Genomic DNA, 20,631 nt, shown 5'->3' on the forward strand with positions numbered 1-20,631 from the left:
CATAAGGGCAGATAATTTCTGCATGGCTGGCTAGGGTTGTTCTTGGACAACCAGCCGGCCAAATAACGAAGGACGGGTCATGACACAGGCGGGACGCCAGGGTTCACCACGTAACAGTTCGGGACGCAACAGTTCAGAACGCAATGCCGGACAGGGCGGCGCGAGCCGCAATCCAGCGGCCAGCCGTAACCCTGCACAGGGCGGCGCCAGCCGTAACCCTGCACAGGGGGGCAGCGGCCGCCCCAGCGCGGCGGGCGGCGGATTCCGCGCCGGCGCCGGCAAGCGCAATGCTGGATTCGGCGGCGGCGGAGACCGCCCGCACAAGGCCCCGAGGCCGCGCGAGGAGCCATTTGTCGATCCCGGCGATGCTCCGGCGTCGCCGCCGGCCGGCCGCGGTGCCTCCGACTGGAAGCCCGCCGGCAGCACATCAGCGCGCAAGCCTGCCGCCCGCAAGCCGGGCGCCAACAAGGCTCCCGGCACTCCGGGCGCACTCAAGCCCAAGCCACGCACCGGCCGGCCCGGAGCCGCGGCCTCCCGCGCCTTTGGCAGCGAACGTTTCGGCCAGAACCTTGGTCCCGTGCGCAAGCCTGCCCGCCAGCGCGGACCCCGCGGCTCGGTTCCGCAGTCTGAAATGCACGACGCCGATGGCACCCGCCTGCAGAAGGTCATGGCACAGGCCGGCGTGGCGTCGCGCCGCGTCTGTGAAGAGATGATCTCCGAAGGCCGGGTGGAAGTCGACGGCCAGGTGGTCACTGAGCTTGGTGTCCGCGTTGACCCCAAGACAGCCGTCATCCACGTTGATGGCCTGCGCATCCAGCTGGATGAAAACCTCGTCTACATGGTCTTCAACAAGCCCAAGGGCGTGGTGTCCACCATGGAGGACCCCGATGGCCGTCCCTGCATCAGCGATTTTGTGCGGAAGACCCACCTGGGCGAACGCCTGTTCCACGTGGGCCGGCTGGACGTTGCCACGGAAGGGCTGCTGCTGCTGACCAACGACGGCGAACTGGCCAACCGGCTGACCCACCCGTCCTATGAGGTCCCCAAGACCTACTTGGTCCAGGTCCGTGGTCCGTTCCCGCAGGGAGTCGGCGCCCAGCTCAGGGAAGGTGTGGAACTTGAGGATGGCTTTGCCTCCGTTGACTCCTTCAAGCTGGTGGACTCCACTCCGGGCCACGTGCTGATCGAAGTGGTCCTGCACTCGGGCAAGAACCGGATTGTCCGGCGTTTGTTCGACGCCGTCGGATTCCCGGTCCTGCGCCTGGTGCGCGTCAAGGTGGGCCCCATCGGCCTGGGTGACCAGCGCCAGGGCAGCATCCGCAACCTTGGCAAGCAGGAAGTCGGCCACCTGCTGGCATCCGTAGGACTCTGAGGCATGTCCGCATTTCGCTCCCACGGGCGGGGACACCTCAACGGACCGGTCGTGGTGATTGGCACCGGCCTGCTCGGTGCCAGCATCGGGCTTGGCCTGCGTGGACGCGGCGTGCCCGTGTTCCTGTCTGACCCGTCGCCCACCAACCAGGCGGTGGCCGTCGATATCGGTGCCGGCCAGCCCCTGGACCAGCTCGGGGACGCGGCGCCGGAGCTTGTGGTGGTGGCGGCACCGCCGGACGTGACCGCCGACGTCGTGGCGCGGGCTCTTGCCGACTACCCGGATTCCGTGGTGGTGGACATCTCCAGCGTCAAAGCCGCCATCCTGGCGGAGCTGGGCGGCCGCGGCGGGGACCTCAGCCGCTATGTGGGCACCCATCCGATGGCCGGGCGCGAAAAGTCCGGTCCGGTTGCGGCCCGCGGCGAGCTCTTCACGTCCATGCCGTGGGTGGTTTGCCCGGGCCCGGAGTCATCCGCAGCGGCCGTGCAGACCGCGCGTTCCCTGGCGACCGACCTGGGCGCTGTGGTTTCCCAGTTCACTGCCGACGAACACGACGAAGCCGTGGCCCTGGTGTCGCACCTGCCCCAGATCATGTCCTCCCTGCTGGCCAGCCGGCTGCAGGGGACGCCGCTGCATGCGCTGTCCCTCGCGGGCAACGGGCTGCGGGACGTCACGCGGATCGCCGCGAGCGATCCCACGCTGTGGGTCCAGATCCTGGGCGGTAACGCGGGGAAGGTCGTGGAGATCCTTTACGGGGTCCGCGCGGACCTGAACCGGCTCATCGGCACGCTCGAGGAACCGTTGGCGCCGGGCGCCAGGCTTGACCTGGCCCAGCTGATCAGCGAAGGCAATGCCGGGCAGGCCCGTATCCCGGGCAAGCACGGTGGCCCGCCGCAGGCCTACTCCTGGCTCACGGTCCTGGTTGATGACCGGCCGGGACAGATCGCGCAGCTCCTCACCGAAATCGGTGAGATCGGCGTGAACGTGGAAGACCTGCGGCTGGACCATTCCTCGGGCCAGAACGTGGGCATGGTGGAACTGTCCGTGCTGCCGAACAAGCATGACCATCTGATCGAAGCACTCAACGACCGCGGATGGCGGGTATTGCAGTAATGACACAAGAACTTCTTGACACCCTTCCGGCCTTGCGCGTCGGCAGACCCCTGGTGGTGGCCATCGACGGGCCGTCAGGCTCCGGCAAGTCCAGCGTGAGCAAGGAAGTGGCCCGCCGGCTGCACCTTGCTTACCTGGACACGGGCGCCATGTACCGGGCCCTGACCTGGTTCTGCGTCACCACCGGAATCGACCTCAGCGACGCCGCTGCCGTGGAGCAGGCTTCCCGGGACCTGGTCCTGGAACTGAGCACCACACCGCGGGAGGACTACGTCCGCGTGGATGGGGCAGATGTTACGGACGCCATCCGCGAACCGGCAATTTCTTCAGCGGTCAGTACGGTGGCCACCACCCTTGGTGCCCGGACCGAACTGATCCGCCGGCAGCGTGGGCTTATTGAAAAGCACCACCGCCGCATCGTGGTGGAGGGCCGGGACATTACCACCGTCGTCGCGCCCGGCGCTGAAGTCCGCATGCTGCTTACGGCCAGTGAGGAAGCCCGGCTTCGCCGCCGCGGCATCCAGCTGGGCGGCACGCAGAATGCGGAGCAGCTCACCGCCCAGGTCACCCAGCGCGACGCCAAGGATTCCACGGTGGTGAACTTCACCCAGGCTGCCGACGGTGTTGTCACCCTTGATTCGTCCGATCTGGACTTCGCCGAGACCGTGGATGCGGCGCTCGTGATCGTCACGAAGGTGCTCAACCGTGACTGACGGCGGCGTGCGTCTTCCCTCCGGCTGGACCATGACCTGGAGCCGGCCCGTCGGCTGGCTGCTTGATCATGTGGTGTACCGGACGTCCGTCACTGGCCGGGACAACGTGCCGACAGGCGGGCCGGTGATTTTTGCCGGCAACCACATCAGTTTCCTGGACGGGCCGGTGATGTTCGGTGCGTCGCCGCGCCCCATGCACATTCTGGTTAAGAAGGAGATGTTCAAGGGAGTGCTGGGACGGGTCCTTCGGGCCTCAGGCCAGCTGCCGGTGGACCGCTCCGGGGACCGGGCAGCGCTGCTGCTGGGCAAAAACATGCTCGACGCCGGCCGTTGCATCGGGATTCTTCCGGAAGGTACCAGGGGGAGCGGCCAGGCAACGGACATCAACAAGGGGGTGGCCTGGCTGGCCCTGAACTCCGGCGCCCCGGTGGTTCCCGTGGCGATCCTCGGCACCCGGACTGGCAACGAACACCTCGACACAGTACCCAGGCCGGGGCGGCGGTTCCACGTCAGCTTCGGCGACGCGCTGACCCTCAGCCGAAACCCCGGCGAAACGGGCCGTGCTTCAATGGACAGGGCGGGAATGGAAATCCGCGCTGCGCTTTCGGGGCACGTCCAGGAGACCATCCAACACAGTGGGCAGCCTTTGCCCCACGCGGATTTCCGCACGAACTTCACAGCAGTAGCCGGGACGCCGGCAGATGACCACTAAGGAAAGTGCAATGAGCGACACGACTCAAACCTCCGGCCACTCCGGCGCCGGCGAAGACGAATACACGCCCACCGGCACGGACCAGGTGGCCGAGCGGCTGGCTGCCCTGGACGACGACGAAGCGGAGCTGCGTGCCGCGTCGCTCCGCGCCGGCCTGGCCGACTACGAACTCGACGACGAAGACGCCGCCCTTCTGAGCGGGGAATTCGACGACGAGGACTTTGACGGACCGGTCAAGCTCGATCCCGTGCTGGCCATCATCGGCCGTCCCAACGTGGGCAAATCCACTCTCGTGAACCGTATCCTGGGCCGACGCGAAGCCGTGGTCGAGGATACTCCCGGGGTGACGCGTGACCGGGTGATGTACTCGGCACACTGGAACGGACGCAACTTCACGGTCGTGGACACCGGCGGCTGGGAGCACGATGCCCGCGGCATCCACGCCCGGGTGGCCGAACAGGCGGAAATGGCCGTGGAAATGGCCGACGCCGTGCTCTTCGTCGTCGACTCTGCGGTGGGCGCCACCGCGACGGACGAGGGCGTCATGAAGATGCTCCGCCGCAGCAAGAAGCCGGTCATCATGGTGGCCAACAAGGTGGACGACTTCGCCCAGGAAGCGGACTCCGCCACCCTGTGGGGCCTCGGCTTCGGCGAGCCTTACCCCGTTTCCGCCCTGCACGGACGCGGCGTCGCCGACCTCCTGGACCACGTGATGGACACCCTGCCGGAGTTCTCCACGATTGAGGGCCTGGAACGCTCGGGCGGCCCGCGCCGCATCGCGCTGATCGGCCGCCCGAACGTGGGCAAGTCATCGCTGCTGAACAAGCTGGCAGGGTCCGAACGTGTAGTCGTGGACAACACCGCCGGTACCACCCGTGATCCGGTGGATGAGTTCATTGAACTCGGCGACCGTACCTGGCGCTTTGTGGACACGGCGGGCATCCGGCGCCGCCAGCACATGGCTCAGGGCGCCGACTACTACGCCTCGCTCCGGACGCAGGCCGCGCTCGAGAAGGCGGAGGTCGCCGTCGTTCTTCTCGCCGTTGACGAGGTGCTCAGCGAGCAGGACGTCCGCATCCTGCAGCTGGCCATCGAGTCGGGCCGTGCCCTGGTGCTGGCCTTCAACAAATGGGACCTGCTCGACGACGAACGCCGCACCTATCTGGAGCGCGAAATCGAGCAGGACCTGGCCCACGTAGCCTGGGCGCCGCGGGTCAATATATCCGCGCTGACCGGCTGGCACAAGGACCGCCTGGTTCCCGCCCTGGACCTGGCGTTGGAGAACTGGGACCGGCGCATCCCCACCGGCAAGCTCAATGCCTTCCTCGGCGAGCTTGTGGCGGCGCACCCGCACCCGGTGCGCGGCGGAAAGCAGCCGCGCATCCTCTACGGCACGCAGGCGTCCAGCCGGCCGCCGAAGTTTGTGCTGTTCACAACCGGGTTCCTGGACCCGGGCTACCGCCGTTTCATCACCCGCAGGCTCCGCGAAACATTCGGTTTCGAGGGCACGCCCATCGAGGTCAACATGCGCGTCCGCGAAAAGCGTGGCAAGAAGCGTTAATTAGGACACGCGGGGGGCGTGCAGGCGGCAAAGTGTCACTTGCACCCTCCGGAATCGTGTAAGCTTTTCAAGGTGGTTCGGCCGGACTGCTGAGTTGAAATCCTGGCTAACATCAGGAGTAAACGCAGCGGAGAACGGCGGAACTAACGGGCTGTAGCGCAGCTTGGTAGCGCACTTGACTGGGGGTCAAGGGGTCGCAGGTTCAAATCCTGTCAGCCCGACCAAAACAGAAGCGTCCCGGAGAATTTTCTCCGGGACGCTTCTGTTTTGTGCCGTCCTTTTGCATGTCTCGTCACCTGGCCTATTTCAGGAACTTCGATGTCCTGCGGTCCGCCAGGAGTTTTCCCTTGGTCTGGCACGTTGGACAGTACTGCAGGGACGTATCGGCGAAAGACACCTCCCGGACTGTGTCACCGCACACCGGGCAAGCCTCGCCGGTCCGGGCATGGACGCGCATATGGCCGCGTTTGAGGTCCTTTAGCTCGCTGGGTGGTTTCCCCTTGGCTTCAGCCAGGGCGGTTCCGAGCACGCTGTGGATGGCGTCGTACAGCGACTGCACCGTGTCGCGGTCCAAAGACTTGGCGGTAGCAAAAGGGGAGATCCTTGCAGCATGCAGGATCTCGTCGCTGTAGGCGTTTCCGATCCCCGCGATCACGCCCTGGCTCCGCAGGACTCCCTTGATCTGCTGGGACGTTGAGCCAAGAATTTCCGCCAGCATGTCGGCGTCGAACGCTGCGCTGAAGGGGTCCGGCCCGAGGGCCGCGATGCCCGGCACATCCTGGGGATCGCGCACCACGTACACGGCCAGGCTCTTTTTGGTCCCCGCCTCCGTGAGATCCATGCCATGGGCACCGTCCGGCCCGCTGAACGCCAGCCGGGCAGCGATGTAGCCCTTTCCCATCCGGAGCTGGGTGCCGGTGGGTGAGTCCGTGAAACGTACCCATCCTGCCCGGGCGAGGTGGAAGACGAACGAAGGTCCGTCGGTGTCAAGGCTGAGAAACTTTCCGAACCGGCGGACGCCGCTGATGGTGCACTCCTCCAACGCGGTGAAGGGCGGATCCGCTGTCTTCAGCACCGCAAAGGATACGATCTGGATCTTCCGCACCACCGCTCCGCGCAAGTGCTTGTCCAGGAAACCGGCCAGGCCTGCAACCTCGGGTAGCTCCGGCACGGCTTTACCTGCGGTCAGCCTGGCTGTTGGTGGCGGCCGGTGCCTCAGGAACAGGTGAGCTGGCCGCGGTGTCATTGGCCGTCTTCGCCGCCATGGAGCGCTCGGCATCTGCCTTCCTGAGCGCCCTCATCTTTTTGCCGCGCTGCCGCCAGACCCTCCACAGGACCAGGCCAAGAACAAAGCTGACAGCGGCGGCGATGGCTGAGATTTGCGTCCACATAGCGAACCAAGTGGCCTCGGTGCCAAGGATCCGCTGTCCGTTGTGGGCGGCCTGCGAGCTGCCGAACATGATTCCGGCGGTCAGCAAATTAGGGGACGCGAGGGCCACAGCGGAGACGAGGATGGTCAGTTTCCAGGGCCAGCTCACCGATTTGCGCGTTGCCTGCCAGGCCACCAGAAGGGGGACGAACGTGAAAACAAACCCGTGAAACATTCCCACCAGGATGCCGGCCCCGAGTTTGCCCTGGACCTGGTTGCGGATAACATTCGCCCACCAGACCGGGAGGATAGCCGCAAAGGCAAAGTAGGCGGCTGTAAGGACCACAAGCGCCACCACAACGAGGATGATCCGCGCAGTCCAGTTCGCCTGTTTCGCGGGCGATTCCTGTGAGTGTGTTCTCATGCGTCTCATCATGTCAGAATCCTCCTCGAACGCCCGTGGAGTTGTGCCTATACTTTCAGCGGCGGCTTGTTTTCCAGGCCCCGTTGACATTGGTGATTGACCCGATGAAAGGCCCCTGATGAGCAACATTCCCGAAGACCTGTCCTACACTGCCGAGCACGAGTGGGTATCCGCACCGAGCGCCGACGGCGTGGTCCGGGTGGGCATCACCGACTTCGCGCAGGACGCACTCGGAGATGTTGTCTACGCCCAGCTGCCGGAAGCGGGTACTAAAGTCACCGCTAACGACGTCGTTGGCGAAGTCGAATCCACCAAGAGTGTCAGCGATATCTATGCTCCGGTGAGCGGCGAAGTCGTCGCACGCAACGAATCCCTCGATACCGATTCGGCTTTGATCAACTCCGATCCGTACGGCGACGGCTGGCTGATCGAAATCCGGCTTGCCGAAGCAGACGCTGTGGAATCCTTGCTCAGTGCATCCGAGTACGAACAGCAGGTAGGCTGAAGCTACCGGGTTCATCCGGTCCGGCCAGCGGGCGTCTTCGCACGTCAGTGGCCGGATCGGTGCCCGGCAACGGATCCGCGAGGCGGGTCCGTCAGGGCAAATATTGATTGCAGGCGTGAGAGCTGCAGCGAAAGAGGAGGAATCCATGGTTGGCCACGAACAGGTCCCTGCCGAAGGCGAGCACGGCACAGGTGCAGCCAGGGCTTCGGAGACCACCTCGATTCATCTCACCCCCGTCACGGACGAGCCCACGATCGCCCCCAAGCTGTCCATGGACGAGCATTCGTCCGTGGAGGCACTGCCGGCCGGTTCCGCGCTTCTGGTTGCCCACAGCGGTCCGAACGCGGGTGCCCGCTTCCTGCTTGATACGGACACCACCACGGCCGGCCGTCATCCTGACGCGGACATCTTCCTGGATGACGTCACCGTATCGCGGCGCCACGTCGAGTTCCGCCGCACAGCGCGGAGCTTTGAAGTGGTGGATACCGGCAGCCTCAACGGCACGTACGTTAACCACGACCGCGTGGACAGTGTTGAGCTGAAGTCCGGGAACGAAGTCCAGATCGGCAAATTCCGTCTCACCTTCTACCTGAGCCCTGCCCGCGCAGCAGGCCGCGCCTGATCCCGGGACACTTGCCTGTGGCAATGGCACAACCGGAACGCCGGGGGCCCCAAGTTCTGAACATCGGGGAAGTCCTCGCGCAGCTGAGCGGCGACTTTCCGGGTATGACCGCGTCGAAAATCAGATTCCTGGAGGAAAAAGGCCTGATTAATCCGCGCCGCACTCCGGCCGGATATCGGCAGTACTCGGACGGCGACGTCGAGCGTCTCCGTTTCGTGCTGGCGCTGCAGCGGGACCAATACCTGCCACTGAAAGTCATTAAGGACTACCTTGATGCGATTGACAGGGGAGAACGGCCGGAGAACCTGCCGCCCGGCGTCGTGGTTTCGCCTCGGATCGTTTCGGATGAACTGGCCGTGGAGCTTCAGAACCGCGGCCGGAAATTCAGCGAGGAACAGCTGCGGACTGAATCCGGTGCCAGCATTCCGTTGCTTCATTCCCTGCTGAGCTTCGGACTGATCAACCACAGCAACGGCAAGTTCGACGAGCACGCCCTCCAGGTTGCCCGTGCCTGCGTGCTACTGGAGAGCCACGGCCTTGAACCGCGCCACCTGCGTCCGTTCCAGGCCGCCGCGGAACGTGAATTCGGGCTCGTGGAGCGGGCAGTTGCACCGCTCGCGTCCCGGCGCGATTCCGCGTCGCAGGCGCGGGCTGCGGAAGCCGCCCGCGAAATCAGCGACCTCTGCCTGGTCCTGCACCGGGCTCTGGTCCAGGACCGCATCTCACGTATGGACATCTGATGATCGAAGTGGAGATAGTCGGCGTTCGCATCGAACTGCCGTCCAACCAGCCGCTCGTCCTGCTGCGCGAGATCCACGGCGAACGCCACGTTCCCATCTGGATCGGGACTCCGGAGGCAAGTGCCATCGCCCTGGCCCAGCAAGGGGTGGTGCCTCCGCGCCCGATGACCCACGACCTCCTGGTGGACGTGGTGGAATCCCTGGGCCACTCGGTTGTCAGCGTCAACATTGTGGCCGTTGAGGACAACATTTTTTATGGCCAGCTCCAGTTCGAGAACGGCACCACCGTCAGCTCACGCGCATCGGACGCCCTCGCGGTCGCGTTGCGGGCCAAGTGCCGAATCTGGTGTGCCGACTCCGTGATGGATGAAGCCGGAGTCCGCATCACCGAGCATGACGAGGGTGAGGACACTGACCCGGGCCCCACGGTCGACGAGGAGCGCGAACTGCGGCGGTTCCGTGAGTTCCTGGACGATGTTGAGCCGGAAGACTTCGACGGCTGAGGTCACGTTAAGGTTAAAGTTGAGCCTGAAACTTCCGACACGCCTGCACAAAGAGGCCTGGATCTTTGACCTTGGGGCGCGGCGGGCCTAACGTCGAAGGTATCAAGCTCCCATTGCTTAGAGCAGCCGCGCAAGTCACACTGTAAAAGTACGACCCCCGCGAAATTACATGCATGGACTTCATGCGTGCACCGGCTGATGCAGTGGTCCCCCGGGAGCTTATATGAAGGAGGATCCAGGTGAGTCCCAAAGGCGAAGCAGGCGGGCTGAAACAGCCCACAACGGCTGGTGTGGCTGTGCCCGCGAGCGGTGCCCAGGGCCTCCTGTTTACCGAAGACCTTCCCGTCCTTGATGAGGACGCCGGATACCGCGGCCCCACCGCCTGCAAGGCGGCCGGGATCACGTACCGCCAGCTGGACTACTGGGCACGGACCGGGCTCGTTGAGCCAGCAGTCCGCGGCGCCGCCGGCTCGGGCTCACAGCGGCTCTACGGTTTCCGGGACATTCTCGTCCTCAAGGTAGTCAAACGGCTCCTGGACACCGGTGTTTCCCTCCAGCAGATCCGCACCGCGGTGGAACACCTGCGCGAACGCGGTGTGGAAGACCTGGCGCAGATCACCCTTATGAGCGATGGTGCGAGCGTCTACGAATGTACATCCGCTGACGAGGTCATCGATCTTGTCCAGGGCGGCCAAGGTGTTTTCGGCATCGCCGTGGGCAGGGTCTGGCGCGAAGTCGAAGGCAGTCTGGCTTCCCTGCCGAGCGAACACGCCGTCGAACAGTCCTTTCCCGACGACGAACTGGTCAAGCGGCGCGCCGCCCGCAAGATCGGCTGACACCACAGGCTGACACATAGCAACGAGAAGAGGCCACCCCGACGGGTGGCCTCTTCTCGTTGTCCGCGGAACCGGTGGGTGCAGCGGGACGCTGCAGCCACCGGAGTTACCGCTGGGTGCGGTTCCGCAGGCCGCTTCCGGTCGCCAGGATGTTGGCAAGGAGCGCGTCGAACAGTGCAGCTGAAGACTTCGCGGATTCGCCGGGCCAGTGGTGCACGGGGTGGGCCGCGCCCTGGATCTGCTGCCAGTTCGCCTGTTCGGGGATGCGCGGGCTCAACAGGAGGTCACCGAACATCGATTCCATTTCCGCGAGCCGGTAGGTGTGTTCGGAGGAGCCCGTGCGCACGCGGTTGGCCACGATGCCGGCGGGGGACAGGTTCGGCGCAAATTCCTGCTTGAACAGCTGGATGGCGCGCATGGTCCGCTCCGTTCCCGCCACGGAGAAAAGTCCGGGCTCGGCCACCAAGGCCACCTTGTCACTCGCGGACCAGGCCATCCGTGTCAGCCCGTTCAGCGACGGCGGGCAGTCTATGAGGACCAGCTCGTAGCGGTCGGCGCCGGCCAGGACTGCGGAAAGCCTGCGGAGGTCGCGGCGGCCAAGGTCGGGACGGTCGTAGATGCCGGTGTAGGCCGAACCCACAGCGACGTCCAGTACGGCCGGTCCGGACACGTTGGCGTGCGCCCGTGCAGTCCAGGAGCTGCCTGCGACGTTGTCTGCCAGTTTGGCGCGGCGGGGGCTCTTGAGCATCCTGCCGATGTCCAGCTGATCGCCGGCCAGGACGCCCAGCGCAGTGGTGGCGTCCGCATGCGGATCGAGGTCCACCACCAGTGTGGGGATTCCTGCGGCAAGCGCCGCAGACGCCAATCCTGTGGTGACGGAAGTCTTCCCGACTCCGCCCTTGAGGCTGCTGATGCTGACTACTTGCACGTGTGAGACCAAAACCTAACGCCGGCTGCCGTGTTGGGGGTAATGTTTGCTCCGGCAGTGCCGAAGCCGGCGGCTTGAGCCGCCTTACTCATCATATGTGGCTGCGCCTGTGAATCCCGCCTTATGGGGACGCGGCATGGCACGGCGATGGTGTGGGTGGCAGGTTCTGCCAGCCTCCGTTGATGTACGCGGGACATGACGGAGGTTTCTGTCACTGTGGCCACAGTGATTTGTATTTCTAAGCGCGGGTCTTAGACACTGTGACCACTTACCGATACACCCGCAAAGATGCAGGAGAATTATGTTTTCCAAGATTCTGGTGGCCAACCGCGGCGAAATCGCGATCCGGGCCTTCCGTGCCAGCTACGAGCTCGGCGCCAAGACCGTTGCTGTCTTCCCCAATGAGGACCGAAACTCGATCCACCGCCAGAAGGCCGATGAGGCATATCTGATCGGCGAAGTGGGGCATCCCGTCCGGGCCTACCTCGATGTTGCCGAAGTGGTACGCGTCGCCAAGGAATCCGGCGCCGACGCGATCTACCCCGGCTACGGCTTCCTCTCGGAAAACCCGGACCTCGCCCGCGCGGCCGAGGAAGCGGGCATCACCTTTGTAGGCCCGCCGGCTGAGGTGCTTGAGCTGGCGGGCAATAAGGTTGCAGCACTGAAGGCTGCCCGTGAGGCCGGTGTGCCGGTCTTGAAATCGAGTGAACCCTCCAAGGACATGGATGAGCTGATCGCCGCGGCCGATGAGATCGGGTTCCCCATCTTCGCGAAGGCCGTCGCCGGCGGCGGGGGACGTGGCATGCGCCGCGTTGACACCCGGGAGGGCCTTCCTGAGGCCCTGCAGGCCGCCATGCGTGAGGCCGATGCCGCCTTCGGTGACCCCACCATGTTCCTCGAGCAGGCAGTGCTCCGCCCGCGCCACATCGAGGTCCAGATCCTGGCCGACGCCGAGGGCAACGTCATCCACCTCTTCGAACGTGACTGCTCCATCCAGCGCCGGCACCAGAAGGTCATCGAAATTGCCCCGGCACCCAACCTGGACGAAGGCATCCGCCAGGCGCTTTACCGTGACGCGGTGAAGTTCGCCAAGGCCCTGAACTACGTCAACGCCGGAACCGTGGAGTTCCTGGTGGACACCGTCGGCGAACGCGCCGGCCAGCACGTCTTCATCGAAATGAATCCCCGCATCCAGGTGGAGCACACCGTTACTGAGGAAGTGACGGACGTTGACCTGGTGCAGGCACAGCTTCGGATCGCCTCCGGCGAGACGCTCGCGGACCTCGGCCTCTCCCAGGAGACGGTCCAGCTCAAGGGTGCAGCGCTGCAGTGCCGCATCACCACCGAGGACCCGGCCAACGGGTTCCGGCCCGACGTCGGGAAGATCACCGGCTACCGCTCCGCCGGCGGTGCGGGTGTAAGGCTCGACGGCGGCACCGTCTACTCGGGTGCCGAGATCAGTCCCCACTTTGACTCAATGCTCGTGAAGCTGAGCTGCCGCGGCCGTGACTACCCTGCCGCCGTGGCCCGCGCCCGCCGGGCCCTCGCAGAGTTCCGCATCCGAGGTGTGTCGACCAACATTTCCTTCCTCCAGGCCGTCCTCGATGATGCCGACTTCATTGCCGGAAACGTTGCCACGAACTTCATCGACGAGCGTCCCCAGCTGCTGCAGGCCCGGGTCTCCGCCGACCGCGGCACCAAGCTCCTGACCTGGCTGGCCGAAGTCACCGTCAACAAGCCCAACGGCGAGCTGAAGGTGCACTCGGATCCGGCTGCCAAACTCCCCGCCGTTGGCGATCGGCAGGCCGCACCCGGATCACGCCAGCGCCTGCTGGAGCTAGGCCCCGAAGGATTCGCCAAGGCCCTGCGTGAGCAGACCGCCGTGGCCGTCACCGACACCACCTTCCGCGACGCCCACCAGTCCCTGCTGGCCACCCGCGTACGTACCCGGGACCTCGTGGCCGCCGGACCCGCGGTCACGGCCCTCCTTCCGGAACTCCTGTCCGTTGAGGCCTGGGGCGGCGCAACCTATGACGTTGCGCTGCGCTTCCTCGGCGAGGACCCCTGGGACCGCCTGGCCGCCCTGCGGAAGGCGCTGCCCAACGTCTGCCTTCAGATGCTGCTGCGCGGCCGGAACACGGTGGGCTACACACCGTACCCGGAGGAGGTTACGGTGGCTTTCGTCAACGAGGCCGCCGCCACCGGTATCGACATTTTCCGCATCTTCGATGCCCTGAACGACGTGAACCAGATGGCACCCGCCATCCGCGCTGTCCGGGCCACCGGCACCGCTGTAGCCGAAGTAGCACTGTGCTACACCGGCGACATGCTGAACCCGGACGAGAAGCTGTACACGCTGGACTACTACCTGGAACTGGCCCAGCGGATTGTGGACGCCGGCGCGCACATCCTTGCCATCAAGGACATGGCCGGGCTGCTCCGCCCGGCAGCGGCCGCCAAACTGGTCGCCGCACTGCGCGAACGCTTCGACCTCCCGGTCCACCTCCACACCCATGACACGGCCGGCGGTCAGCTGGCTACCCTGCTGGCGGCAGTCGACGCCGGCGTCGATGCTGTTGACGTTGCCTCCGCCTCGCTGGCCGGGACCACCAGCCAGCCGTCCGCCTCCGCCCTCGTGGCGGCGCTGGCGCACACCCCGCGGGACACCGGCTTGAGCCTTGACGCAGTCAGCTCCCTTGAGCCGTACTGGGAAGCCGTGCGCCGCGTCTACGCGCCGTTCGAGTCAGGCCTTCCGGGCCCCACCGGCCGTGTCTACCAGCACGAAATACCGGGTGGCCAGCTCTCCAACCTTCGCCAGCAGGCCATGGCTCTGGGTCTGGGGGAGCGCTTCGAAGCGATCGAGGACATGTACACCGCGGCGGACCGGATCCTGGGCCGCCTGGTGAAGGTCACGCCGTCGTCCAAGGTGGTGGGCGACCTCGCCCTGCACCTCGTGGGCCTCAACGCAGATCCGGCGGACTTCAACGAAAATCCGCAGAACTACGACATCCCCGACTCCGTCATCGGCTTCCTGTCCGGCGAACTTGGTGACCCGCCGGGAGGATGGCCGGAGCCCTTCCGTACGAAGGCTCTCAAGGGCCGCAGCATCAAGGTCCGCGATGCCGACCTCAGCCCCGAGGACAGCACCGCGCTCCAGGGTGATTCCAAGACCCGCCAGAACACGCTGAACCGCCTGCTCTTCGAGGGCCCCACCAAGGATTACCTCAAGAGCGTGGAGACCTACGGCAACATTTCCGTCCTCGACACCCGCGATTACCTTTACGGCCTTCAGCGCGGCGCCGAGCACGAGATCCAGTTGGAGAAGGGTGTCCGGCTGATCGCCTCGCTGGAAGCCGTTTCCGAGCCCGACGAGAAGGGCATGCGCACGGTGATGTGCACGCTCAACGGCCAGTCCCGCCCCGTTGTGGTCCGTGACCGCTCCGTGGTGAGCAACGTCAAAGCCGCCGAGAAGGCAGACCCGGCCCAGCCCGGCCACGTTGCCGCGCCGTTCGCCGGCGCCGTCACCGTGACCGTCAAGGCCGGCGACACGGTCAATGCCGGCGACACGGTGGCCACCATCGAAGCGATGAAGATGGAAGCCTCCATTACGACGCCGGTGGCAGGCAAAGTCGCGCGGCTCGCCATCTCCGCCGTGGAGCAGGTCCAGGGCGGGGACCTCCTCCTGGCCGTAGAGCAGGGCTAAGGAATCCAGGCTTAAAGGCAGGGGGCCCTCCCGGCGGAAGTTTCCACTTCCGCCGGGAGGGCCCCTCGTTTTGCAGTGCCGCTTAGACGCGCGGTGCGCCGTACATTTCCTCGATGACCGACTCGAAGTCCTTCATCACCTGCGCCCGCTTCACCTTCATGGACGGTGTCAGATGGCCTGACGCTTCCGTGAAGTCCGAAGCGACGATCCGGAATGACTTGATGGCCTCCGCCTGCGACACCGAGGCGTTGGCCTGCGTGATGAGGTCCTGCACGGCGGCCTTGACCACCGGGCTCTCGACCGCCAAGTCAGGCGTGGTGGTGGCGGGCAGCCCGTGCCGCTGGAGCCAGCCCGGCAGAGCTTCCGGGTCCAGAGTCACCAGGGCGCCGATGAACGGCCGGTTGTCGCCCACCACCAGGACCTGGGAGACCAGCGCATCCGCCCGGATCTGATCCTCCAGCAGGGCCGGAACCACGTTCTTGCCGCCTGCCGTGACTATGATTTCCTTCTTACGGCCGGTGATCCACAGGAAGCCGTTCTCGTCGAGCCTTCCGATGTCGCCGGTGCGGAACCAGTCATCGGCAAACGTATCGGCCATGAGGTCTTCGCGCTGGTAGTAGCCGCGCATCACGCAGACACCCTTGGCCAGGATCTCGCCGTCTTCGGCGATCTTGACTGAGTTGCCCGGCAGCGGCTTGCCGACGGAACCGATCTTGATCAGGGCGGGGGTGTTGACCGAAATGGGGGCGGTGGTCTCGGTAAGGCCATACCCTTCAAGGATCTGCAGGCCGATGCCCTGGAAGAAGTGACCCAGCCGTTCCCCGAGCGGGCCGCCGCCGGAGACGGCATGGGCCACGTTGCCGCCCATGGCCGCGCGCAGCTTGCCGTAGACGAGTTTGTCGAACACCGTGTGCTTGAGTTTCAGCCCCAGGCCAACGTGCCCGGCCTGGCGGGCTTTGGAGAACGCGATGGCGGTCTCCGTGGCTTTGTGGAAGATGGCACCCTTGCCGCCGTCCTCTGCCCTTGTCAGGGCCGAGTTGTAGACCTTCTCGAAGACGCGCGGCACGGCCAGGATGAACGTGGGCTGATAGCTCTGCAGGTCGGCCAGCAGGTTCTTGATGTCCGGGGTGTGCGCCACCGTGGCGCCGGCGGCCACTGCCAGGACCGAAATGAACCGTGCAAAGACATGGGCCAACGGCAGGAACATGATGGTTTTGGCCTGCTCGTTCACCACGTCGCCAAGCAGCGCCAGGGCGTTGTCGGACAGTTCAACGAAGTTGCCGTGGGTCAGCTCGCAGCCCTTCGGCGGGCCGGTGGTGCCCGAGGTGTAGATGAGGGTGGCCACGTCGCTGAGCTGTGCCGTTGAGCGGCGGGCCTCCAGGTCGGCGTCGCTGACGTCCTGGCCCGCCTCACGGACGGCGTCCAGTCCGCTGCCTTCGAGCTGCCAGACGTGCTGCAGGGCGGTGAGGCCTTCGGACGTGGCCGCCTGCCGGATGATGTCCTCATGGTGGGCGGCCTCGCCGAATGCGGCAACCGCCCCGGAGTCACCGAGGTTCCAGGCAACCTGCGAAGGCGATGAGGTCTCATAGATGGGCACCGAGACGGCGCCGGCGAACCAAATGGCGAAGTCGAGGAGCGCCCACTCGTAGCGTGTGCGGGACATGATGCCCACCCGGTCGCCGGCTCCCACGCCACTGGCCATCAGGCCCTTTGCAAGGGCTTGGACGTCCGCCAGGAAATCCGTAGCCGAAACGTCCCGCCAGGCGCCTGCGGAGTCCAGCCGCGAGAAGAGTGCGGGGTTGCTGGGCTTGGCTGCCTGCCGAAGCACAAGATCGGTGATGTTGGTTTCCGGTGGGACAACAACCAGGGGCGGAACACTGAATTCGCGCACTATAGCTCCTTTGATATCCATAGACCCGCACAGGGTATGCCTAAAGACTAATACGCCCTGTAACTTGGCCGTGCAGAAACAAACCTACTGGCCAGTAACATAGGAGTCAAAGAGGAGTGCGAAGGCCACAGGCCCGGCCTCCGGTGCGGCCCGCCCGGGGCGCCCTAGAATGAAGCACTATGTACGCAATGCCCCCCGGCGAGCCCACCGATCAGCTCCGACGTCCAGCCCCCTGGCGGCGGCGGCCGCTGGGATTGAGGGCCCGGCCCAGGCAGGTGGAAACGTTCCGCGAGCACCTGCGTCTCGGGCGCAAGGGACTGGCGATCGGCATCGATATCGGCGGCACCAAGGTCGCCGCCGGCGTGGTGGACGCCGACGGAAGGATTCTGAGCGAGGCCCGGCGGTCCACCCCAGGCAGCGACCCGCGCGCTGTGGAGCAGGTCATCGTCGAGCTCGTGGACGAATTGGGAGCAGGCCACAGGGTCTGGTCGGTGGGCATCGGTGCGGCCGGTTGGATGGATCTGGAGGGCGGAACAGTGCTTTTCAGTCCGCACCTCGCCTGGCGCAACGAGCCGTTGCGTGCCAACCTTGAGCGCCTCCTGCGACGCCCTGTGCTGCTGACGAACGACGCCGACGCCGCGGCCTGGGCGGAATGGCGCTTTGGTGCAGGGCAGGGGGAGGACCGGCTGGTGTGCATCACCCTCGGTACCGGTATCGGCGGCGCCATGGTGATGGACGGGCGGGTGGAGCGCGGCCGGTTTGGTGTAGCGGGCGAATTCGGCCACCAGATCATCATGCCCGGCGGGCAGCGTTGCGAGTGCGGGAACCGGGGCTGCTGGGAGCAGTACGCTTCGGGCAACGCCCTCGGCCGGGAAGCGAGGATCCTGGCGCGTGCCAACTCGCCGGTTGCCCAGGAACTGCTGGCCACCGTCGGCGGTGACGCGGAGCAGATCACCGGGTCGATTGTCACCGAACTGGCACTCGCCGGTGACGCGGCCTGCCGCGAACTCCTTGATGAAGTGGGCGAATGGCTGGGCCTGGGACTGGCGAACCTGGCAGCATCGTTGGATCCCGGACTGTTTGTGATCGGCGGGGGACTCTGCTCGGCGGGCGACCTGCTGGTGGAGCCCGCCCGTAAAGCCTTCGCCCGGAACCTCACCGGCCGAGGCTTCCGTCCGGCGGCCGGCATCGAGCTGGCAGCGCTCGGGCCAAACGCAGGGCTCATCGGAGCGGCCGATCTGTCCCGAGTCAGCAGCCGCATGCGGTGACGGACGCTTCTTAGACGCGCGCGCCGTCGTCGTTCTCGTCTTTTTCCTGGGGCAGCTTCATGATCAGGTAAACAACGGCGAGGATGAACACCGCCACCATGCCCACAATCGCCAGCAGTGGAGCGGACCGCCAGAACATGGCGGACAGGAGCAAGGCAAGGGGCGCACCAATGGCGCCGAGCCAGGCCAGCATGGTCAGGGGATCCGTCCCGGCAAGGCTTGGCGGTTCTTCCGGCACGAAGTCCCCCGCGTCGTCCTCCACGGCATAGTCACGCTGGCCGAAGCCCTCGCTGGCACCCTGGCCGTAACCAGCGGTACCTTCGCCGGCCTTCGCACCGTCACCGGCGCCGGACGTTGCCGCCTGCCGTTCGGCTGCGGACAGTTCGGTAGGGGCTGTGCCCGCCAGGCCCAGGGGATCAAAGTCGCGGAACGTCGCGGACCTGCCAGACCCGGCCGCGGCTTCCGGGCCTGCTAAATCAGGAGTTTTGGTGTCATTACAAGTGGCGTCAGGGCCCGGGGCAATCGGGCCGGGGGTGGTGGCACTCGCAGGGACTGTGCCGGAAGGGGCTCCGGGCTTTTCTTCGAGCCGGGCCACCAGGTCCAGCCACACTGCATCGTCCTGGTTTGCGCTTTGGTCCTGTGAGCCGGAGTCGGGCCTATTCATGGGCGGTACCCTCCTGGACCTGGGCTGCTGCCGTGCCGGCAACCACCGCCCGGACGAAGTCGGCGGATCCTCGGAAAATCTCCTCAGCGTCGTTATCAAGCGTTGCCACGTGGTAGCTGTTCTCCAGCGTGGTCAGTGTCAGTGGTGCGTTTGCCAGGCCGCGGCGCAGCGCTGCCACACTCGTGTCCGATACGACGTGGTCCACGGTGGAGCGGAAGACCCGGACGGGCGCGGTGACGCGAGGGAGCAACCGGATGGTGTCCTTGAACATCTTGTTCAGCTCATGGGCCGCAGCTACGGGCGTCCGGGGGTAGGCGCCCTCGTCCATCCCGGGTTTCAGGATGTCGTTGGCGATGGCCGGAGTACTCTTCAGGACCAGTTTCAGGATGCCGGCCAAGGGCGCTCGGGGATCATCGATAACGAGGCCGGGGTTCACCAAGATCACCCCGGCCACGGGCCGGCTGGCCGCGATTCTCAGGGCCAGGGCGCCGCCCATGCTCAGCCCGGCGACAAAGACGTGGTCGCAGTGCGAGTCAAGCTCCAGGTAGGCGTCGTCCAGTGCGCCGTGCCACTGCGGCCACCGCGTGCGCGCCAGGGCCTGCCAGCTGGTGCCGTGCCCGGGCAGCAGCGGCATGCGTACGGCGAACCCGGCGTCGGCGAACGACTGCGCCCACGCGCGCAGCCCGTGCGGACTGCCCGTAAATCCGTGGGAGAGGACCACCCCGATGCGGGCTCCGTCGCCGTTGAAGGTGCTGCTGAAAGGGCTGTGGTCCGGTGCGCCGGTCATGAGGTCTCCGAGGTGGTGTGAGGTGTGGCCGCGGTTCGGGCTGGCGGGGCAGCGGCGGGTGCATGGGCAAGGAAGAAGGAGCTGGAACGGGCAAATATCTCTGGCGCATCAACATCCAGCGTGGCCACATGTCCGCTGTTGTGCAGGTCCACTACTTCCACCAGCCGTGGGCCCAGACCTTGCCGCAGCGTCAGGAGCGAGGTGGCCGGCACGACGACGTCCGACTGGGACTTGAAGACCTGCACCGGGGCGCTGACCTGGTGCAGCCCCCGCGTGGCTGCGCCGAAAAGCTTCTTGAGCTCATGGACGGCTGCCAACGGCGTCCGCGAATAATCGCCGTTATTGGTGACTCCCGCCGTCGGCTGTTCCTCCTGGATGGGCAAGGTAGTGCGCTGGAAATACTTGAGCACTCCGATGACACGCACGCGGCGGTCATAAAAGCTAAGGCCAGGATTCACCAGAGAGACGCCAGCCGCAGGATGCCTGGCGGCCGTCAGCAACGCAATGGCGCCGCCCATCGAGAGGCCGGCCACAAAACACTGCTCCGTCCGGGCGCTCAGTTCCAGGTACGCCGATTCGAAAGTCCCGTACCAGTCGCGCCAATTTGAGCGCGCAAGCTGACGCCAATCTGTCCCATGGCCGGGAAGAAGCGGTACCGACACCGCGAATCCCTGGGCGGCGAGGTGCTCTGCCCAGGGCAGGACGCTCAGGGGGCTGCCGGTGAAGCCGTGGCAGATGGCAATCCCGGTGGTGGCATTGGGTCCGTGGCCGGGGTAGCTGAAAGCGGCAGGCCGGGGCGCGATGCTGCTTTCTGTCATGACACCATCGTGTCATTGTTCGGGACAAATCTCACTAGAGTAGGGTTGCATTGAAGTGCCCGCCCGGCCCGACGAAGGGGCTGGCCGGCCGGCTTCCGGAGA

19 protein-coding genes and 1 tRNA gene are annotated in these 20,631 nt (G+C 65.7%); 13 read left to right on the forward strand and 7 right to left on the reverse strand.

Annotated features, from left to right (window positions below; all coding sequences use genetic code 11):
* The first annotated feature begins 79 nt into the window (after positions 1–79).
* From ACQCS0_RS08885 to ACQCS0_RS08910, 6 genes are all read left to right on the forward strand, one after another.
* On the forward strand, positions 80–1,372 hold the full coding sequence (locus ACQCS0_RS08885; RefSeq protein ID WP_354160076.1) for a pseudouridine synthase: 1,293 nt from the start codon (positions 80–82) through the stop codon (positions 1,370–1,372).
* 3 nt (positions 1,373–1,375) lie between these two features.
* The gene (locus ACQCS0_RS08890; RefSeq protein WP_354160074.1) at positions 1,376–2,485 is read left to right on the forward strand and encodes a prephenate dehydrogenase; all 1,110 of its coding nucleotides are present in this window, start codon (positions 1,376–1,378) and stop codon (positions 2,483–2,485) included.
* A complete protein-coding gene (gene cmk / locus ACQCS0_RS08895; RefSeq protein ID WP_282330574.1) occupies positions 2,485–3,198 on the forward strand; it encodes a (d)CMP kinase in 714 nt (237 codons plus the stop codon). Before ACQCS0_RS08890 ends, cmk begins: the two co-directional genes overlap by 1 nt.
* Positions 3,199–3,229: 31 nt before the next feature.
* A complete protein-coding gene (locus ACQCS0_RS08900) occupies positions 3,230–3,910 on the forward strand; it encodes a lysophospholipid acyltransferase family protein (RefSeq protein ID WP_354160109.1) in 681 nt (226 codons plus the stop codon).
* A gap of 10 nt (positions 3,911–3,920) precedes the next feature.
* Positions 3,921–5,471 (forward strand): ribosome biogenesis GTPase Der, encoded by a 1,551-nt coding sequence (gene der / locus ACQCS0_RS08905; RefSeq protein ID WP_193340025.1) that lies wholly within the window; start codon positions 3,921–3,923, stop codon positions 5,469–5,471.
* Positions 5,472–5,618: 147 nt separating this feature from the next.
* Positions 5,619–5,695 (forward strand) — tRNA-Pro (locus ACQCS0_RS08910).
* A gap of 77 nt (positions 5,696–5,772) precedes the next feature.
* Here ACQCS0_RS08910 and ACQCS0_RS08915 read toward each other — a convergent pair.
* Positions 5,773–6,642, reverse strand: coding sequence for a DNA-formamidopyrimidine glycosylase family protein (locus tag ACQCS0_RS08915; RefSeq protein ID WP_354160072.1), 870 nt, complete (start codon positions 6,640–6,642; stop codon positions 5,773–5,775).
* Positions 6,643–6,646: 4 nt separating this feature from the next.
* Positions 6,647–7,264, reverse strand: a complete 618-nt coding sequence (locus ACQCS0_RS08920) for a hypothetical protein (RefSeq protein ID WP_426940187.1) — start codon at positions 7,262–7,264, stop codon at positions 6,647–6,649.
* Between the two features lie 118 nt (positions 7,265–7,382).
* On the opposite strand from ACQCS0_RS08920, the gene gcvH reads away from it, so the two are divergent.
* From gcvH to ACQCS0_RS08945, 5 genes are all read left to right on the forward strand, one after another.
* Positions 7,383–7,769 carry a glycine cleavage system protein GcvH gene (gene gcvH, locus ACQCS0_RS08925; RefSeq protein WP_354154388.1) on the forward strand — a complete coding sequence of 129 codons (387 nt, stop codon included), beginning with the start codon at positions 7,383–7,385 and terminating at the stop codon, positions 7,767–7,769.
* 145 nt (positions 7,770–7,914) lie between these two features.
* Positions 7,915–8,391, forward strand: coding sequence for an FHA domain-containing protein (locus tag ACQCS0_RS08930; protein ID WP_354154387.1), 477 nt, complete (start codon positions 7,915–7,917; stop codon positions 8,389–8,391).
* Between the two features lie 23 nt (positions 8,392–8,414).
* On the forward strand, positions 8,415–9,131 hold the full coding sequence (locus tag ACQCS0_RS08935) for a MerR family transcriptional regulator (RefSeq protein ID WP_354154386.1): 717 nt from the start codon (positions 8,415–8,417) through the stop codon (positions 9,129–9,131).
* A complete protein-coding gene (locus ACQCS0_RS08940) occupies positions 9,131–9,634 on the forward strand; it encodes a bifunctional nuclease family protein (RefSeq protein WP_282330579.1) in 504 nt (167 codons plus the stop codon). The genes ACQCS0_RS08935 and ACQCS0_RS08940 overlap by 1 nt, the downstream gene beginning before the upstream one ends.
* Before the next feature lie 239 nt (positions 9,635–9,873).
* Positions 9,874–10,470 carry a MerR family transcriptional regulator gene (locus tag ACQCS0_RS08945; protein ID WP_354154385.1) on the forward strand — a complete coding sequence of 199 codons (597 nt, stop codon included), beginning with the start codon at positions 9,874–9,876 and terminating at the stop codon, positions 10,468–10,470.
* Positions 10,471–10,576: 106 nt separating this feature from the next.
* Here the strand turns inward: ACQCS0_RS08945 and ACQCS0_RS08950 are convergent, their stop codons facing one another.
* A complete protein-coding gene (locus ACQCS0_RS08950; protein ID WP_354154384.1) occupies positions 10,577–11,398 on the reverse strand; it encodes a ParA family protein in 822 nt (273 codons plus the stop codon).
* A 301-nt stretch (positions 11,399–11,699) separates the two neighbouring features.
* Between ACQCS0_RS08950 and ACQCS0_RS08955 the strand changes: the two genes are divergently transcribed.
* The gene (locus ACQCS0_RS08955) at positions 11,700–15,101 is read left to right on the forward strand and encodes a pyruvate carboxylase (RefSeq protein WP_354154383.1); all 3,402 of its coding nucleotides are present in this window, start codon (positions 11,700–11,702) and stop codon (positions 15,099–15,101) included.
* Positions 15,102–15,183: 82 nt separating this feature from the next.
* On the opposite strand, the gene ACQCS0_RS08960 is transcribed toward ACQCS0_RS08955, so the two are convergent.
* Complete coding sequence (locus ACQCS0_RS08960) at positions 15,184–16,992, reverse strand: AMP-dependent synthetase/ligase (protein ID WP_354154382.1); 1,809 nt, start codon at positions 16,990–16,992, stop codon at positions 15,184–15,186.
* A 179-nt stretch (positions 16,993–17,171) separates the two neighbouring features.
* Here ACQCS0_RS08960 and ACQCS0_RS08965 point away from each other — a divergent pair, with 179 nt between their 5' ends.
* Entirely contained in the window at positions 17,172–18,260 is a 1,089-nt protein-coding gene (locus tag ACQCS0_RS08965; protein WP_354154381.1) for an ROK family glucokinase, read from the forward strand.
* 10 nt (positions 18,261–18,270) lie between these two features.
* Here the strand turns inward: ACQCS0_RS08965 and ACQCS0_RS08970 are convergent, their stop codons facing one another.
* From ACQCS0_RS08970 to ACQCS0_RS08980, 3 genes are read right to left on the reverse strand one after another with little or no spacing between them, the layout of a single operon-like run.
* The gene (locus ACQCS0_RS08970) at positions 18,271–18,924 is read right to left on the reverse strand and encodes a hypothetical protein (protein ID WP_354154380.1); all 654 of its coding nucleotides are present in this window, start codon (positions 18,922–18,924) and stop codon (positions 18,271–18,273) included.
* Positions 18,917–19,711, reverse strand: coding sequence for an alpha/beta fold hydrolase (locus ACQCS0_RS08975; protein WP_354154379.1), 795 nt, complete (start codon positions 19,709–19,711; stop codon positions 18,917–18,919). The genes ACQCS0_RS08970 and ACQCS0_RS08975 overlap by 8 nt, the downstream gene beginning before the upstream one ends.
* Positions 19,708–20,529: an alpha/beta fold hydrolase gene (locus ACQCS0_RS08980; protein ID WP_354154378.1), complete on the reverse strand. Its 822-nt coding sequence runs from the start codon at positions 20,527–20,529 to the stop codon at positions 19,708–19,710. Before ACQCS0_RS08980 ends, ACQCS0_RS08975 begins: the two co-directional genes overlap by 4 nt.
* Positions 20,530–20,631: the final 102 nt, after the last annotated feature.

It is taken from the genome of Pseudarthrobacter sp. S6 (genome assembly GCF_050156575.1).
GTDB lineage: Bacteria > Actinomycetota > Actinomycetes > Actinomycetales > Micrococcaceae > Arthrobacter.

Coding starts and splice junctions, on each gene's coding strand:
- ACQCS0_RS08885 (WP_354160076.1), top strand. CDS start 80: ATGACACAGGCGGGACGCCAGGGTTCACCACGTAACAGTTCGGGACGC.
- ACQCS0_RS08890 (WP_354160074.1), top strand. CDS start 1,376: ATGTCCGCATTTCGCTCCCACGGGCGGGGACACCTCAACGGACCGGTC.
- cmk (WP_282330574.1), top strand. CDS start 2,485: ATGACACAAGAACTTCTTGACACCCTTCCGGCCTTGCGCGTCGGCAGA.
- ACQCS0_RS08900 (WP_354160109.1), top strand. CDS start 3,230: ATGACCTGGAGCCGGCCCGTCGGCTGGCTGCTTGATCATGTGGTGTAC.
- der (WP_193340025.1), top strand. CDS start 3,921: ATGAGCGACACGACTCAAACCTCCGGCCACTCCGGCGCCGGCGAAGAC.
- ACQCS0_RS08920 (WP_426940187.1), bottom strand. CDS start 7,264: ATGAGAACACACTCACAGGAATCGCCCGCGAAACAGGCGAACTGGACT.
- gcvH (WP_354154388.1), top strand. CDS start 7,383: ATGAGCAACATTCCCGAAGACCTGTCCTACACTGCCGAGCACGAGTGG.
- ACQCS0_RS08930 (WP_354154387.1), top strand. CDS start 7,915: ATGGTTGGCCACGAACAGGTCCCTGCCGAAGGCGAGCACGGCACAGGT.
- ACQCS0_RS08935 (WP_354154386.1), top strand. CDS start 8,415: ATGGCACAACCGGAACGCCGGGGGCCCCAAGTTCTGAACATCGGGGAA.
- ACQCS0_RS08940 (WP_282330579.1), top strand. CDS start 9,131: ATGATCGAAGTGGAGATAGTCGGCGTTCGCATCGAACTGCCGTCCAAC.
- ACQCS0_RS08955 (WP_354154383.1), top strand. CDS start 11,700: ATGTTTTCCAAGATTCTGGTGGCCAACCGCGGCGAAATCGCGATCCGG.
- ACQCS0_RS08965 (WP_354154381.1), top strand. CDS start 17,172: ATGTACGCAATGCCCCCCGGCGAGCCCACCGATCAGCTCCGACGTCCA.
- ACQCS0_RS08970 (WP_354154380.1), bottom strand. CDS start 18,924: ATGAATAGGCCCGACTCCGGCTCACAGGACCAAAGCGCAAACCAGGAC.
- ACQCS0_RS08975 (WP_354154379.1), bottom strand. CDS start 19,711: ATGACCGGCGCACCGGACCACAGCCCTTTCAGCAGCACCTTCAACGGC.
- ACQCS0_RS08980 (WP_354154378.1), bottom strand. CDS start 20,529: ATGACAGAAAGCAGCATCGCGCCCCGGCCTGCCGCTTTCAGCTACCCC.